This window comes from Variovorax sp. ISS6, from assembly GCF_056523145.1.
Window position 1 is genome coordinate 4,407,048 of sequence record NZ_JAWRZC010000001.1, and the last position, 15,192, is coordinate 4,422,239.

The window sequence follows — 15,192 nt, forward strand, 5'->3', positions numbered from 1 at the left end:
CGCTCCTTCAGTACAGCGTGGCCTTCTGCCGCGCCGGCAGCTCGCGGTCGTAGCTCGCGCCGTCGAAGGCGGCATCGGTCAGCGCCGACAGGATCGCGCCGGGCGTGGGCACGTCGGGCCGCGCCTCATCAGGCCGCGGCGCCCACAGCCGCGAACGCTGGATCGCGCGCGCGCACTGGAAGAACACGGTCTCGATCGCGATCTCGATCACGCACTGCGGCGCCTTGCCCTCGACCGCGAAGCGCGCGAGCAGCGCCGGATCGACCGTGAGCCGCGCGCGGCCGTTGACGCGCAGGGTCTCGCCCACGCCCGGGATCAGGAACAGCAGCGCCACGCGCGGATCGGCCACGATGTTGCGCAGGCTGTCGATGCGGTTGTTGCCGCGGCGCTCGGGCATCCACAGCGTCTTCTCGTCCTTTACCGCCACGAAGCCCGGCGGATCGCCGCGCGGCGAGGCATCGAGGCCGTCCGGCCCGAGGGTGGCGAGCACCGCGAACGGCGAGGCTTCGATCAGCGCGCGGTAGGACGGATGCAGCCAGTCGATCTCCTTCTTGAGCGAGGCTTCGCCGGGCTGGCCGAACAGGGCCTGGAGCTGGGCCAGGGTCTGGATCGCGTGCGGGTCGTGGGTCATGACGGTCGATGGTGAAGGGAATCCGGGGAGGGCTCGAGTTTCGCGGCACTGCGCCCGCAGGCGATGGCCATGGCGGCCAGCAGCACCGCCGCCACGCCGTAGACCCAGGCCGACGAGGCAATGGGCAGCAGCAGCCCGGCCAGCACCGGCCCTGCCCCCGCGCCGATGTCGCGCCAGGTCGAGCGCGCGGCCAACGCCTGCACGCGCTCGGGTCCGGGCGTGCGGTGCGCGACGATGGGCGCGATCAGCGGCAGTTGCAGCGCGCGCAGCACCACGATCAGCGCCGCGCAGCTCCAGAGCCAGCCCAGGCCGAAGCCCACCAGCGCCAGCGCGGTGATGAGCGACAGGCTCACCAGCAGGCGCTCGGCGCCGAAGCGCTCGGCCATGCGGCCGCCCATGGGGCCGAGCGCGATCTCCGAGAGGTAGCGCATTGCCATCAGCAGGCCGGCCACCACCACCGCCGCGCCCGGCAGCAGGTCCTTGCCGAGGTACGACAGGCCGACGATGAACAGGCCGTCGAGCGCCAGCCCTTCCATGAAGGACCAGCCGTCGAGGCTGTTCGGCCGCTGGAAGCGCCTGGCCGCCATCGAGACCGGATGCGGCGCCGTCGGCAGCCGGCGCGCGGCCAGCAGCCCGAGCAGCGCCACCGCGGCCAGCAGCCAGAAGATGGTGCGCGGCCCGCTCCAGTGCGCGAGCAGCGCGCCCAGCGGCAGCGCCACCACCGGCCCGAGCGCGATGAAGGCGCGCGAGCGGCCGCTGCGGCGCGCGGCGCCCACGGGGTCGGCCGTGGCCAGCGCCTGCGTCGAGAGGTTGAAGGCCGCGAAGCACAGGCCCCAGACCAGCCGCAGCGGCAGCAGCATCCACAGCCCCGAGAGCGTGGCATAGCCGAGGCAGCACAGCACCGCGCCCGCGACGGCCAGCGTGCAGGTGCGGCGGTCGCCATGGCGCGCATAGAAATCGGCCACCCAGCCATAGCCGGCGATGCGCACGAGCCGGTTGGCCGCGAGCAGCAGCCCCGCCTCGGCGAGCGTCACGCCGAACTGCGCGGCATACATCGGCAGCAGCAGGTAGAGCACCACGTCGCCCGGCAGCGCGAGCCCGAGCGAGAGCGCGGCATGGCGGGAGTTGCGGTCGGTGGTGGAGACGGGGGCCGCGAGAGTGGCGGGGGCGGAAGCGGAACGGCGGGAAGAAGAAGACATCGAGCCCGCATCGTGCGCCCGCAAAGCCCGCGCCGACAAACGACATTAACGCGCCGCATGCGTGACAAAATCGCACGCATGCCGTCCCGCGAGCCTCCCCTGAACGCCGTGCGTGCCTTCGCGGCCGCGGCGCGCCACCTGAGCTTCACGCGCGCGGCGCACGAACTGCACGTCACCCACAGCGCGATCAGCCGCCAGATCAAGGGCCTCGAGGCCTTCCTCGGCGTGGCGCTGTTCGAACGCCGCATCCGCCAGGTCGCGCTGACCGCCGAGGGCCAGCAGTTCTTCGCCGAGGTCGAGCCCGCGCTGGCGCAGATCGGCGCCGCCGCGCGTGCCTTGCAGGCGCAGGGCGCGGCGCGCACGGTGCGCATCAACGTGCGGCCCTCGTTCGCGGTGCGCTGGCTGATCCCGCGCCTGCCCTCCTTCGTCGAGCGCCATCCGGACATCGAGCCGCAGGTGGTCACGAGCACCGTGATGCCCGAGCAGGTGGCCGACAGCTTCGACATCGCGGTGCGCCGCGGGCTCGAGGGCTGGCCCGGCGCGATCGCGGTGCGGCCCTTCCTCGAGGACGAGGTGCTGGTGGTCGGCGCGCCCGCGCTGTTCAAGGCCCATCCGCTGCGCGACCTGCGCGCGCTGGCCGCGCACGTGCAGCTGTCGGCGCGCACGCGCAAGGAGGACTGGGAGGCCTGGAAGAAACAGGTCGGCGCGCCGCGCGTGCGGCCGGCCGGGCGGCTGCAGTTCGATCACCTGCACTTCGTGCTGCAGGCCGCGGTCGACGGGCTGGGCATCGCGCTCGCGCCGACCTCGCTGGTGTCGCACGACCTCGCCTCGGGCCGGCTGCACTCGCCGCTGCCCGCGCTGCGCATGCGGCTCGAGCGCTACTACTACGGGCTCGCACCGGGCGCGGCGCCCGAGGCGCGGCAGGTGGCGGACTGGTTCGAGGACATGCTTCTCGCGCAGCAGGCCGGCGCGGGCTGATCGACGGACCGGAAGGCGGACAGCCGAACGCAGAGGGCGCGAAGGTTTCGCGAAAGTCGCGGAAGGACTTCCAAAAGAGTCTTCTTTTGCGGGTCCGTTTTCGGCCAGCCCGATGCGGCGCGGTCCACGACCATCGCCTCATGTCTTCCGCCCTGCCCCGCCCCTTTCTCCACCTGGCCCATGCCAACCTCGCGGCGCAGTCGGCCGAGCAGCTCGGCCTGGCCGCGGTGCCGCTGGTCGCCGTGATGGCCTATGGCGCGGGCGCCGCCGAGACCGGGCTGCTCGCGGCCGTGCAGACCCTGCCCTTCCTGCTGCTCGCGATGCCGCTGGGCCTGCTCGCCGACCGCATGCCGCGCCGGCGCCTGATGCTGCGCGCCGAAGTGCTGCGCGCGCTGTCGCTCTTGCTGATGCTCGCCGTGCTGGCGGCGCCGTGGTCGGCGCGCCTGGGCATCGCGGGCATGGCGCTGCTGGGCTTCATCGGCGCGATCGGCACCGTGGCCTTCAGCGTCGCGGCCCCGGCGCTGGTGCCCGAACTCGTGCCGCGCGAGGCGCTGGCGCGCGCCGATGGCCGCATCGAGCTGGCACGCAGCGCGGCCTTCGCGGCCGGCCCCGCCGTGGCGGGCGCGCTCGTGGCCTGGACCGGCGCGGGCGCGGCATTCGTGCTGGCGGCGGCGCTGTCGACCGCGGCCGTGGCCCTGCTGTGGAAGCTCCCCGAGCCGGCGCGCCGCATGCCCGCCGCGCGCCATCCGTGGACCGAACTGCGCGAAGGCGCGCGCTTCGTGCTGAGCCATGCCTGGTTGCGGCCGATGCTGCTGACCGGCGCCATCTTCAACATCGCGTGGTTCGTGCTGCAGGCCGGCTACGTGCCGCATGCGGTGCGCGCGCTCGGGCTCGGCGCGCAGGGTGTGGGGCTCACGCTCGCGATGTATGGCGCGGGCATGGTGGCGGGCGCGCTGCTCACGCCGCGCATCGCCGCGCGCATGAGCCCGGGCAGCGCGATCCGCGTCGGCCCGTTCAGTGCCGTGCTGGCCGCGGTGTTGATGGCGTCGACACTGCGGTGGCCCAGCGCCGGGCTCGCGGCCTCGTCGCTGTTCGTGTTCGGCGCCGGGCCGATGGTGTGGACCATCAGCTCGACCACGCTGCGCCAGGGCGTGACGCCCGCGGGCATGCTGGGCCGCGTCTCGGCCGTGTTCCTCACGGTGAATGCCGGCGCGCGGCCCGTGGGCGCGGCACTCGGCGCGGGGGCCGGCGCGCTCTGGGGCGAAGCCGGCTGCCTGCTGCTCGCGCTCGCGGGCTTCGTGCTGCAGGCGGCCGTGATCGCGCTCGCGAAGCTCGATGCCGCCCCCTCGGCGGCGGCGTTGCGCAGCCCTACTTGAGCGTCGACCAGACCATCGCGCGGCAGCCCGGCTGGTTGGCGGGCGGCAGCAGGTCGCAGTTGCGCAGCGCCTGTCGCTGGTTGTCGTTGAGGCGGTCGTAGCGATCGCGTTCCCGTTCGCGTTCGCGCTCCCAGCCGCCGCCACCGCCATGGCGGCGGTAGTCGTCGGAGCGGCGGCGCGATTCGATGTCCTGCAGGTTGTCGCGGTCCTGGCGCGAGAGGTTCTCGTTCTGCAGGCAGCGCGCGTAGGCCGGGCTTTCGGGGCGGAAGCCATAGGCCATGCAGTTCTGCTCATCGCGCATGCGCTGTTCGCGCGCATGCTCGCCGGGCGTCACGCAGCCCGCGAGCAGCGTGCCCGCGGCAACGGCCGCGAGCGCCATGCGCGGCACGGAAGAACGGCAGGTGCGAAGAAGGAAAAACGGCCTGGGTTCGATACGGTTCACAGTCATTGCCGAACTCTAGGTCGCAGAGCTAGGAATGTTCTGAATCAATTCTTAAGAAGCACGTCCTCGAAGAAGGCACCGATCGGCCGTTCGAGATCACGCACCTGGACCTCGAGCACCCAGATGCCGTCGCCCGGAACGAAGTCGGCCTCGGCCAGGCGGTGCTTGCCGTAGAGCGCATGCGGAAAGTCCGAGACGCGGTGGCCACCGGTCTCGCGCACCAGCGCGCAGCCATGCGTGCGCGCGAGGCCGCTCGCGAAGTCGTAGAGCGCGGCGCCGCTCAGTCCCTGCCGCCAGGCCTCCTGCGCGCGTTCGAAGATGTCGCGCGCCGCGCGCGTGACGCGCGCGTGGTCGGCATCGGCACCGCGAACGAAGGTATCGCCGTAGTCGCCTTCGTAGCCGTCCCAGACCGGGCCCAGGTCGACGGTGTAGACGTCGTCCTCGCGCAGGCGCCGCTGGCGGTCGACCGGCTCGCGCGAGGTGCGCTGCGTGTCGGGCCCGAAGCGCACATAGGTCGGATGCCAGTTGTAGGCGGCGCCGAGCCGGCGCAGATGCCGGTCGGCGACCGCGATCGCCTCGCCCGTGGTCATGCCGGGCTCGATCAGCGCGGCGATCTGCGGCAGCGCCTCCATCGAGCGGCGGCGCGCCTCGAGGATGCCGTCGCGCGTGAACGTGGCGCCCACCTTCTCCCAGGGATGGCGCACGACCTGCTTCGTGCTCGGCAGAAACACCTCGGAGACGAAGCGCGCCTTCGGCAGCCCCTCGGCCTGCAGCAACGCGCGCGCGTCGCGCACCATGGCCGGGTTGCCGCAGGCATAGACGATGGTCCGCGCCCAGTCGTGCGCGGCCTTCGATGCCGCGTGCTGCACATGCTGCTTGCCCTCCACGCGTGACGACGGCACCGCGGTCCAGCGAAAGCCCGCGTGCACGCGCGCCATCTCGTCGAGCCATGCGGCCGCATAGCAGTCGCCGGGCTCGGCCACGCCCCAGTAAAGCGACACCGTGCGGAACGCACCGCTCGCGAGCGCCGTCCGCAGGATCGGCCGAACGCCCGCGAAGCCGGTGCCGGTGACCAGCAGCACGAGATGCTCGATTCCGTCGGCGGGTGCCTGCCAGACGAAGGCGCCATGGGACCCTTCGAGCTCGAGCAGGTCCGCGGGCCGCAGCGCCGCGAGACGCTGCTCGGTGAACAGGCCGCCCGGCATGCGGCGGATATGGAACTCGAGCCGGTTCGCTTCGCCCTCTTCCGACCGCCGGTTGGCGATCGAGAAGCTGCGGCGCTCGCCGTCCTCGAGCACGAACTGCGCATGCTGGCCTGGCGCGCAGCGGAACGGCTCGGCGCTCTGCAGCTCGACCACGAGCCGCGTGACCTTGGCCGTGAGCGGTTCGCAGACCAGCACCTTGGCCGAATGCCGCGATGGCGCGAGCGCCGGCGCGCTCCAGTGCGCGAAGCGCAGCCGCAGGTCGCTGGTGGCGCGGCATTGGCACATCAGCAGTTCGCCCGCGTCGACCTGGTAGGCCGCCTCCGAAGGCGGCGCGATGCGCTCGACGCCGCCTTCGAGCAGCTGCGCGCGGCACGAACCGCATTCGCCGCGCTTGCAGGAGAACGGCACGGCCACGCCCTGCGCCAGCGCCGCGTCGAGCAGGCTGCCCGCGCCATCGAGGGGAAATCGCGGGCCCTCGGGCGCGAGGGTGCAGAAGAAATGCGTGGGGTTCGTCGTCATGGGGAGCTACGTGGGAGGAATGCCTTGGACGCGAATCTAAATAGAATGTGGTCTTGCCTGTAGATCCATTTCGGAGAAAGCGATAAGGCCACTTTCCAGCCCCCCGCAGGCCCGGCGCACGCCATCGAACCTCGATCTCGCGACGGAACCACCGCGCGAGGGCGAGGCCAAGCAGGCCTGGATCTACCGCCAGATCCGCGCCCGCATCCTCGACGGCGCGCTGGCCAGGGGCGCGCGCCTGCCCTCCACCCGGCAGCTCGCGCAGCGCTGGCAGGTGTCGCGCGTGACCGTCGACGCGGCCTACGACCAGTTGCGCAGCGAGGGCTACCTGGTCAGCCGGGCCGGATCGGGCACCTATGTGGCGGCGCAGGTGCCCGACCGCTTCTTCGAGGTCGGCGACGCGAAGCGGCGCCCGGCCACGCCCCGCTCGCGGCCGGCCTGGAAGACCGACATGGCGCCGCTCGCCGCCACCGAGGCCCACCAGGCCTTCATGGCGCGCGTGGCCGATCCGGCGCTGTTCCCGCTCGATCTCTGGCGCCGCGCGTTGCAGGCCAGCGCGCGGCGCGTGACCGCGGCGCAACTCGGCGACGACGACCCCTTCGGACTGCCCGAGCTGCGCGAGCAGATCGCCGGCTACCTCGGGGTGGCACGCGGCATCGCCTGCGAGGCCGAGCGGATCGTGATCGTCTCGGGCATCCGCGAAGGGCTCGACCTCTGCGCGCGGCTGCTGCTCGCGCCCGGCGACAAGGTCCTGCTCGAGGACCCCGGCTACCTGCATGCCGCGCCGATCTTCGGCCAGCACGGGCGGCAGGCGGTCCCGGTGCCCATCGATGCCGAGGGTTTCCCGGTCACGCATGCGCGCCAACATCCCGATGCGCGGCTCGCGCATGTCACGCCCGCGCACCAGTCGCCCAGCGGGATCACGATGCCCGTGTCGCGCCGGCTCGAACTGCTGTCGTGGGCCGAAGCCGCGCAGGCCTGGCTGGTCGAGGACGACTACGACAGCGAGTTCAGCTACGACAGCGCCCCGCTGCCCGCCCTCAAGAGCCTCGATGCCGCCGACCGCGTGATCCACTGCGGCAGCTTCAACAAGACCCTGTTCGGCGCGCTGCGCATCGGCTACATGGTGCTGCCGCGCGCGCTGGTCGCCGACTTCCGCCGTGCCCGCCACATCGCCGGGCGCTCCACCGGCGTGATCGAGCAGATGGCGCTGGCCCGCTTCCTCGAGAGCGGCGACTTCGCGCGCCATGTGCGGCGCGCGCGCCTGGTCTATGCGCGGCGCCGCGATCTCGTGCTCGGCGGCCTGCGGGCAGCGCTCGAGCCCGCGCGGCTGCATGTCACCGGGGAACACGCGGGCTTCCACCTCGTGTGGTGGCCGCCGCCAGACATGGCGCTCGAGCCGTTCCTGCGCGCGGCCGCGCGGCAAGGGCTGCGCTTCCAGTCGATCTCCGATTTCTGCCGGCGCAAGGACCTGCCGCCGGGGCTGGTGATCGGCTACACGGCGATGGACGACGCGGCGCTGCGCCGGCACGTCGACGAGCTGCGGCGGCTGATCCAGAGCGCCTGACGCGGCCGTGCCTTTGCATCGTCCTGTCATCAAGGCCCTCTAAAAGGCGAGCGAGACGGTCCGCGAATCCGCAATCGCCGCCGCCCCCGCGGCCAGTTGGAGGAGAACATGAACGAGCCCGCCCACATCGGTGTCGCCGCGCGCCTGCGCATCCAGCAGCAGGCCGAACAGATCCAGCGCTCGCTCGATGCGATCGGCGCCGGCCGGCCCGGCGACGCCGAGCCCGAGATGCTGCGCCGCAGCGCCGTGCTGCAGCGACGGATCGGCCTGCCGGTGCAGGAGGCCGCGCGCGAGGCGCCGCGTTCGGGCGCGGAAAAGGTCTGGGGCAAGACGATCGACTTCGTCGATGTCGCCTTCCTGCAGCGTGGCGCCTATGCGGCGCGCGCCGTGGCGCGGATCGCGACGCGCGACGGCCAGGGCCTGGGCACCGGCTTCATGATCTCGCCCGTCCTGTTCCTCACCAACAACCACGTGATCGGCTCCAAGGCCGATGCGGCGGACCTGCTGGTGGAGTTCGACTACGAGCGCGACCTCGCGGGACGCCCGCGCGTGCCGACGCGCTTCGCCTTCGCGCCCGAGGCCTGCTTCCTCACCAACGACCAGGACGACCTCGACTACACCGTGCTGGCGGTCGGCGGCCGCCTGAGCGGCCCCGGCACGCTCGCGGGCTACAGCTTCCTGCCGATCTCGGCGGCCCGCGACAAGCATCAGTTGGGCGACCACGCCAACATCGTCCAGCATCCCGACGGGCGCCTGAAGGAGGCCGTGCTGCGCGAGAACCAGCTGGTCTCGCGCGCGAGCACCACGTTGCACTACGTGGCCGACACCGAGCCCGGTTCTTCCGGCTCGCCGGTCTTCAACGTGCTGTGGCAGGTGATCGCCCTGCACCACTGGGGATCGCCGCACCGCGACCTGTTCGACCAGAACGGAAAGCAGATCGCCAAGACGGTCAACGAGGGCATCCGGATCAGCGCCATCGTGACCGACATGAACACGCGCAAGAGCGGCCTGCCGGCGCGCGAGCGCGAGAAGATCACCGAGGCCATCGCCGCGGGCCTGGACCCGCAGGTGGTCTCGTCCGTCGAGTCCGCGCCGGCCGTGGCGCATGACGCGTCGCTCGGTGCATCGGTCGACGTGGCCAGCGACGGCACGGCGACCTGGACCATCCCGCTGCGCGTGAGCGTGCAGCTGGGCGGCTACCCGGCCCGCGGCCCCGCGCAGGACGCCGCACCGCAACCGCCCGCCGCTGCAATGCCGCCGGGCACCGGCGAGGAGGCACGGGTCCAGGTCGATCCGGACTACGGCAACCGCGACGGCTACCAGCCCGATTTCCTGCCCGGCGTTGCCGTTCCCCTGCCCAAGCCACGCGGCGCGGCGGCCCTGCGGGCGGTCTCCGTCAACACGCGTCCCAAGGCGGGCCGGCCCAGGTACGAGCTGCCGTACGAGCACTTCAGCGTGGTGATGCACAAGGAACGGCGGCTGGCCTGCTTCACCGCCACCAACATCGACGGACGGCTGGCCAAGAGCTACGACCGCAGCACCGGCGTCATCGCCGCCTTCCATCCGGGCGAGGAGGAAGCGGACGAGGCCCCGGAGGCCAGCGAGCTCTGGTTCATCGATCCGCGCATCCCCGAGGAAGAACAGACCCCGCCCGCGCTGTACGCGGGACAGACGGCCTACGACGCGCAGGGCGCGGCCATCGTCGACAAGCGCAAGGCGGACCATGCGAACCGGATCTTCCAGCAAGGCCACCTGACGCGCCGGCAGGATCCGCTCTGGGGCCCGGACGACATCGTCGTGCGCGCCAACGCCGACACCTTCCACGTGACCAACCGGTCGCCGCAGGTGGGCTTTTTCAACATGGGCAAGAGAAAGCCGGGCACTGAAGCCGCCGCGCACGCGGGCGGCACGCTGTACTGGCGCGCGCTCGAGGACTTCGCGCTCAACAACGCGGTGGCGGACCAGGCGCGCGTGAGCGTGTTCACCGGACCGATCTTCGACGACGAGAACGACATTCCCTGGGATCGCGGCATGCCCGGGATGGCCGGGTTCAAGGCCCCGCGCGAGTACTGGAAGATCGTTCTGCGCGTGGAGGACGGCCAGTTGCGGGCGACCGCCCTGAGCATCGACCAGACGCCGCTCATCGACTACGTGCCCGAGGCCACGCTGTCCGAAGCGGCCCTGGCGCGCGTGAGCTTCGAGAAGGTGAAGCGCTACCGCGTGAGCATCGCGGAACTGGAGCGCAGGACCTCCCTCGATTTCGGCGCGAAGGTGCGAGCTGCCGACACCCATCGGGGCGGGGAACGACGCGAGGTCGCGTCCTTGAGCCAGCTGCTGAACGTTGCTAGAACAGGGACGCCATCCCGTTCGGCCGCGCGCCCTCGATATCGAGCATCCTGAGCTTGGTCAGCGCCCCGCCGCCGGCCGAGAAGCCGCCGGGCTTGTTGCCGGCCGCGAGCACGCGGTGGCATGGCACCACGGGCGCGAAGGGATTGAGGCCCATGGCCTGGCCCACCGCGCGCGCCAGCGTCCTGTCGCCCAGTTCCTCGGCGATCTCGCCGTAGGTGCGCGTGTGGCCCGGCGGAATGCGCCGCGCGAGCTCGTAGACGCGTCGATGGAAGTCGGACAGGCCGCGCATGTCGAGCACGATGTCGCGCAGGTCGTCCTGCGCGCCTTCCAGCAAGGCCTGCACGGCGGCGATGGCGCGTCGCGCCTCGGCATTCGGCTCGGCCTCGGGCAGCTCCGGAAAGCGCTGGCGCATGCGACGGCGCGCGGGCTGCTCGGTGGGGTCGTCCTGCGGCAGTTGCACGCCGACCAATCCTTGCGGACCCCAGGCGACGCCGCAGACGCCGAGCGCGGTATCGAACACGGCGAAGCCGGCGTTCATGCGGGTTCCAGCGCATGCTGGCGCGAAGCCAGCACGGCTCCGAGCCACAGCGCGATCGCCGACCCCACGAGGCCGCGCGCCAGTCCGCCCGGTCCGTCGGAGATCCAGCCGGTGATGGTCGGGCCCACGATCTGGCCGAAGGCGAACACGATGGTGAAGACGCTGATGCCCTGGGCCCAGCGCGAGGACGGCAGGTTGTGGCGCACCAGCGCGGTGGTCGAGGCCACCACCGAGAGGAACACGCCGCCGAACAGCAGCCCCGAGACCAGCGCGACGGGCGCCGAGGCGCTGAGCACCGGCAGCAAGGTCGCCACGCCCAGCAGTCCGTTGAGCAGCGCCTGCGGCTGGCCGCCGCGGTAGCGGTCGAGCAGCCCGGCCCACAGCCGCGACGAGGCGATGCAGGCGATGCCCAGCAGCGCATAGAACAGCGTGACGAAGCCCGCGCTCGCGCCCTGCTCGCGCAGTAGCGCGATCACGAAGGTCATGTAGCCGATGTAGCCGATGCCGAAGAAGGCATAGCCCGCGAGCGCCCAGCCGAAGCGCCGCAGCGCGACCGGCGCGCCGGGTGCGGCACCGGAAGCCGAAGCAGCCGCCACGGGCGCGGGCCGATCGGGCAGCGCGCGGCCGGCCCAGGCCAGCAGCACGGTCGCCACGCCGCTGGCCACCGCCAGCGCCCACCAGGCCCAGGCCCAGCCATGCGGCTCGCCCGCCGCGGCCTGCAGCACCTGCGGCACGAGCAGCGCCGAGGCCAGGATGCCGAAGCCGGTGCCGCCGTAGTAGATGCCCAGCAGCAGGCCGCCGCGCGAGGCATCGGCCTCGCCGAGCCGCGCGGCCATCAGCCCGCCCGCCACGAACACCCAGGCGCTCGCGATGCCCGCGAGCAGCCGTTGCAGCAGCAGCGCGGGCGCCGCGGTGACGAAGCCGCTGCCGGCCATGAACAGGCTCGCGAGCACCGCGCCCACCACCAGCAGCCGGCTCACGCCGAAGCGCCGCATCAGCGCCGGCGTGACCAGCGCGCCGGCCAGGTAGCCGACCGCGTTGGCGGTGTTCATGCCGCCCGCCAGCGCATAGCTCCAGCCGAGGTCGTCGCGCATCGGCGGCAGCAGCAGCGCATAGGCGAAGCGCGTGATGCCGAGCGAGACGGCCGCGCCCATCGACAGGGCGAAGGCCAGCCGCAAGGTGGGCGGCACGGGGGCGGAGGAAGTCAGGGTGGTCGACATCGGGCGGTGCACGGGGAGGCCCCATTCTGCGGCAGGCCGCGCCGCCGCGCTGTCGCGCGTGAATCGGCCGCTCAGTGCACGCCGGCGTCCGCCTGCACCAACAGGCGCTCGAGCAGCACCGCCACATGCACCGCCTCGCGCTGCGCGCCGTCGGCGATCTGGTGCCGGCAGCTCGTGCCGTCGGCCACGACGATGGCGCCGGGCTTGGCGCGGATCGCGGGCAGCAGGCTGGCTTCGGCCATGCGCATCGAGACCTCGTAGTGGCTGGCCTCGTAGCCGAAGCTGCCGGCCATGCCGCAGCACGAGCTCTCGATCAGTTCGGGCGCGGCGCCCGGGATCAGCTTCAGCACCTCGAGCACCGGGCTCACCGCGCCGAAGGCCTTCTGATGGCAGTGGCCGTGCAGCAGGATCGGCGCCTCGGCCGGCTTGAGCGCGAGCTCGAAACGGCCGGCGCGGACCTCGCGCGCGACGAACTCCTCGAACAGCAGCGCCTGTTTCGCCACGGTCTCGGCCTTCTCGCCGAAGCCCATCACCAGCGTCTCGTCGCGCAGCGTGAGCAGGCACGAGGGCTCGAGGCCCACCACCGGCACGCCCGCGCGCGCCAGCGGCAGCAAGGCATCGATCAGGGCCTCGGCCTTGCGCTGGGCCTCCTCCACCATGCCGCTGGCCAGATAGGTGCGGCCGCAGCAGTGGTGCGCGCCACGCTTCTCGACCGTGTGCAGCACATAGCCCGCGGCCTGCAGCACGCGCGCGGCCGCGAGCGCGTTCTCGCTCTCGAAGGTGCCGTTGAAGGTGTCGACGAACAGCACCGCGGCCTTGCCGCCGCGCCGCGCGATCGCCAGCACGGTGTCGCGATCGGCGAACAGGCCGGGCTCGCCGTCCTTGGCGCGCCAGAAGGTGTCGCCGCGCCAGGCCGGCAGCGAACGCTTCGCCGAGAAGCCCAGCAGCTTCTCGCCGAGCCAGGCGGCGCCCGGCACGCTGTTGCGCAGGTTCAGGAGCCACGGCAGCCGGCTCGCGCGGTGCGCGTAGTCGGGCAGCCGCGCCACCAGCCGGTCCTTGAGCGTGTGGCCGTGGCGCCGCTTGTAGTGGGCCAGGAACTCGATCTTCATCTTGGCCATGTCCACGCCGGTCGGGCAGTCGCGCTTGCAGCCCTTGCAGCCCACGCACAGGTCCATGGTCTCGTGCAGGGCCTCGCCGGTGAAGGCATCGGGGCCGAGCTGGCCCGACAGCGCCAGCCGCAGCGTGTTGGCGCGGCCGCGCGTGAGGTGCTGCTCGTCGCGCGTGACGCGGTAGCTCGGGCACATGGTGCCGGCGTCGAACTTGCGGCAGTGGCCGTTGTTGTTGCACATCTCGACCGCCTTGGCCAGGCCGCCGGTGCTGTCGCCGCCGGTGCCGGGCGCGGAGGTCTGCTCGGTCACCGGGTCGGCATTGACGTTCCAGGCCGACCAGTCGAGCACCGGCTTGAGTTCGATGCGGCGATAGGGCTTCGGCGCGGTCGGCGGCGCGAAGCGGAACAGCGCGCCGTCGTCCATGCGCGGCGGGTCGATGATCTTGCCGGGATTGAACAGGCCGACGGGATCGAGCTTGTGCTTGATCGCGCGGAAGGCCTCGTTGATCGCGGGCCCGAACTGCCACTCGATCCATTCGCCGCGGCACAGGCCGTCGCCGTGCTCTCCGCTGAAGGCGCCCTTGTACTTGCGCACCAGCGCCGAGGCCTCCTCGGCGATCGATCGCATCTTGGCGCCGCCATCGGCGCGCATGTCGAGGATCGGCCGCACATGCAGGGTGCCGACCGAGGCATGCGCGTACCAGGTGCCGCGCGAGCCGTGGCGCGCGAACACCTCGGTCAGCGCGTCGGTGTACTCGGCCAGGTGCGCTAGCGGCACGGCGCAGTCCTCGATGAAGCTCACCGGCTTGCCGTCGCCCTTGAGGCTCATCATGATGTTGAGGCCGGCCTTGCGCACCTCCCAGAGGTTCTTCTGGCGCGCCTCGTCGGGCATCTCGACCACGCTGCCCGGCAGGCCCAGGTCGCCCATCAATTCGACCAGTCGTGCCAGCGCCTGCAGCAGCGGCGCCTTCTCGGCGCCCGAGAACTCCACCAGCAGGATCGCGGCCGGCTTGCCGATCAGCGCGGTCTGCACCGTGGGCTTGAAGGCCGGGTTCGCGAGGCTCAGCTCGATCATCGTGCGGTCGACCAGCTCGACCGCGGTGGGTCCGAGCTTGACGATGTGCTGCGCGGCATCCATGGCCGCATGGAAGGTCGGGAAGTTGACGATGCCCAGCACCTTGGCGCGCGGCAGCGGCGCCAGCTTGAGCGTGAGGCTGCGCGTGTAGGCCAGCGTGCCCTCGGCGCCGATCAGCAGGTGCGCGAGGTTCACGCTGCCGTCGGCCGTGTAGGGCTTCTCGCTCTGGTTGTCGAAGATGTCGAGGTTGTAGCCGGCCACGCGGCGCATCACCTTGGGCCAGTTCGCCGCGATCGCCTCGCGGTGCTGGCGCGCGAGGCCGCGCACGAACTGCGCGATGCCCGCGGCGCGCACGCCCAGCGTGCCCACGGGCCCGAAGTCCACCAGCTCGCCGCTCGACAGCCAGGCGCTCGCGCCGAGCACGTTGTGCACCATGTTGCCGTAGGCGATGGAGCGCGAGCCGCAGGAGTTGTTGCCGGCCATGCCGCCCAGGGTGGCCTGGGCGCTGGTCGACACGTCGACCGGATACCAGAGGCCGTGCGGCTTGAGCTGCGCATTGAGGTGGTCGAGCACCAGCCCGGGCTCGACGGTGGCGGTGCCGGCCTCGAGGTCCAGGTCGAGCATGCGCCGGAAATGCTTGCTGTTGTCGATCACCAGCGCCGCCCCCGTGGTCTGGCCGCACTGGCTGGTGCCGCCGCCGCGCGCGAGCACCGGCACCTTGAGGTCGCGCGCCACGTCGATGGCGGTGGCGATGTCGCGCTCGGTCTTCGGCACGAAGGCGCCGACCGGCGTGATCTGGTAGATCGAGGCGTCGGTGGCGTAGCGGCCGCGCGAACCGGCGTCGAACAGCACCTCCCCTTGCGTCTCGGCGCGCAGGCGGCGCGCGAGCGCCTCGCAGGTGTCGTTGGGCGGCAGGACGGTTCCGGCGGGCTGGATGCGGCTGGCGGGTTCGATGAGCATCGGGGGTTTTTCTTTTGGGGGGAGC

The 15,192-nt window shown here is 72.1% G+C and carries 11 protein-coding genes; 4 read left to right on the top strand and 7 right to left on the bottom strand.

The genetic code is table 11. From position 1 onward, the window contains the following. Positions 1 to 7: 7 nt before the first annotated feature. On the bottom strand, positions 8 to 631 hold the full coding sequence (locus tag AC1HIL_RS20545) for a pyridoxamine 5'-phosphate oxidase family protein (protein WP_413763503.1): 624 nt from the start codon (positions 629 to 631) through the stop codon (positions 8 to 10). Then, positions 628 to 1,830: an MFS transporter gene (locus AC1HIL_RS20550; RefSeq protein WP_479669894.1), complete on the bottom strand. Its 1,203-nt coding sequence runs from the start codon at positions 1,828 to 1,830 to the stop codon at positions 628 to 630. The genes AC1HIL_RS20545 and AC1HIL_RS20550 overlap by 4 nt, the downstream gene beginning before the upstream one ends. Before the next feature lie 78 nt (positions 1,831 to 1,908). Here AC1HIL_RS20550 and AC1HIL_RS20555 point away from each other — a divergent pair, with 78 nt between their 5' ends. Next, positions 1,909 to 2,808 (top strand): LysR substrate-binding domain-containing protein, encoded by a 900-nt coding sequence (locus AC1HIL_RS20555; protein ID WP_479672426.1) that lies wholly within the window; start codon positions 1,909 to 1,911, stop codon positions 2,806 to 2,808. A gap of 140 nt (positions 2,809 to 2,948) precedes the next feature. Further along, the gene (locus AC1HIL_RS20560) at positions 2,949 to 4,184 is read left to right on the top strand and encodes an MFS transporter (RefSeq protein ID WP_479669895.1); all 1,236 of its coding nucleotides are present in this window, start codon (positions 2,949 to 2,951) and stop codon (positions 4,182 to 4,184) included. On the opposite strand, the gene AC1HIL_RS20565 is transcribed toward AC1HIL_RS20560, so the two are convergent. Next, the gene (locus AC1HIL_RS20565) at positions 4,177 to 4,563 is read right to left on the bottom strand and encodes a hypothetical protein (RefSeq protein ID WP_479669896.1); all 387 of its coding nucleotides are present in this window, start codon (positions 4,561 to 4,563) and stop codon (positions 4,177 to 4,179) included. The genes AC1HIL_RS20560 and AC1HIL_RS20565 overlap by 8 nt on opposite strands. Before the next feature lie 107 nt (positions 4,564 to 4,670). Further along, positions 4,671 to 6,350 carry a M24 family metallopeptidase gene (locus AC1HIL_RS20570; RefSeq protein WP_479669897.1) on the bottom strand — a complete coding sequence of 560 codons (1,680 nt, stop codon included), beginning with the start codon at positions 6,348 to 6,350 and terminating at the stop codon, positions 4,671 to 4,673. A gap of 82 nt (positions 6,351 to 6,432) precedes the next feature. Between AC1HIL_RS20570 and pdxR the strand changes: the two genes are divergently transcribed. Then, positions 6,433 to 7,917 (top strand): MocR-like pyridoxine biosynthesis transcription factor PdxR, encoded by a 1,485-nt coding sequence (gene pdxR, locus AC1HIL_RS20575; protein WP_479672427.1) that lies wholly within the window; start codon positions 6,433 to 6,435, stop codon positions 7,915 to 7,917. A gap of 108 nt (positions 7,918 to 8,025) precedes the next feature. Further along, positions 8,026 to 10,317 carry a DNA/RNA non-specific endonuclease gene (locus AC1HIL_RS20580; RefSeq protein WP_479669898.1) on the top strand — a complete coding sequence of 764 codons (2,292 nt, stop codon included), beginning with the start codon at positions 8,026 to 8,028 and terminating at the stop codon, positions 10,315 to 10,317. Here the strand turns inward: AC1HIL_RS20580 and AC1HIL_RS20585 are convergent. From AC1HIL_RS20585 to AC1HIL_RS20595, 3 genes are all read right to left on the bottom strand, one after another. Beyond that, the gene (locus AC1HIL_RS20585; protein ID WP_261205687.1) at positions 10,262 to 10,804 is read right to left on the bottom strand and encodes a methylated-DNA--[protein]-cysteine S-methyltransferase; all 543 of its coding nucleotides are present in this window, start codon (positions 10,802 to 10,804) and stop codon (positions 10,262 to 10,264) included. The two genes, AC1HIL_RS20580 and AC1HIL_RS20585, sit on opposite strands and share 56 nt — an antisense overlap. After that, positions 10,801 to 12,024 (bottom strand): YbfB/YjiJ family MFS transporter, encoded by a 1,224-nt coding sequence (locus AC1HIL_RS20590; RefSeq protein WP_479669899.1) that lies wholly within the window; start codon positions 12,022 to 12,024, stop codon positions 10,801 to 10,803. The genes AC1HIL_RS20585 and AC1HIL_RS20590 overlap by 4 nt, the downstream gene beginning before the upstream one ends. A 71-nt stretch (positions 12,025 to 12,095) precedes the next feature. Continuing rightward, positions 12,096 to 15,167 (bottom strand): FAD-binding and (Fe-S)-binding domain-containing protein, encoded by a 3,072-nt coding sequence (locus AC1HIL_RS20595; protein WP_479669900.1) that lies wholly within the window; start codon positions 15,165 to 15,167, stop codon positions 12,096 to 12,098. Between the last annotated feature and the right edge of the window lie 25 nt (positions 15,168 to 15,192).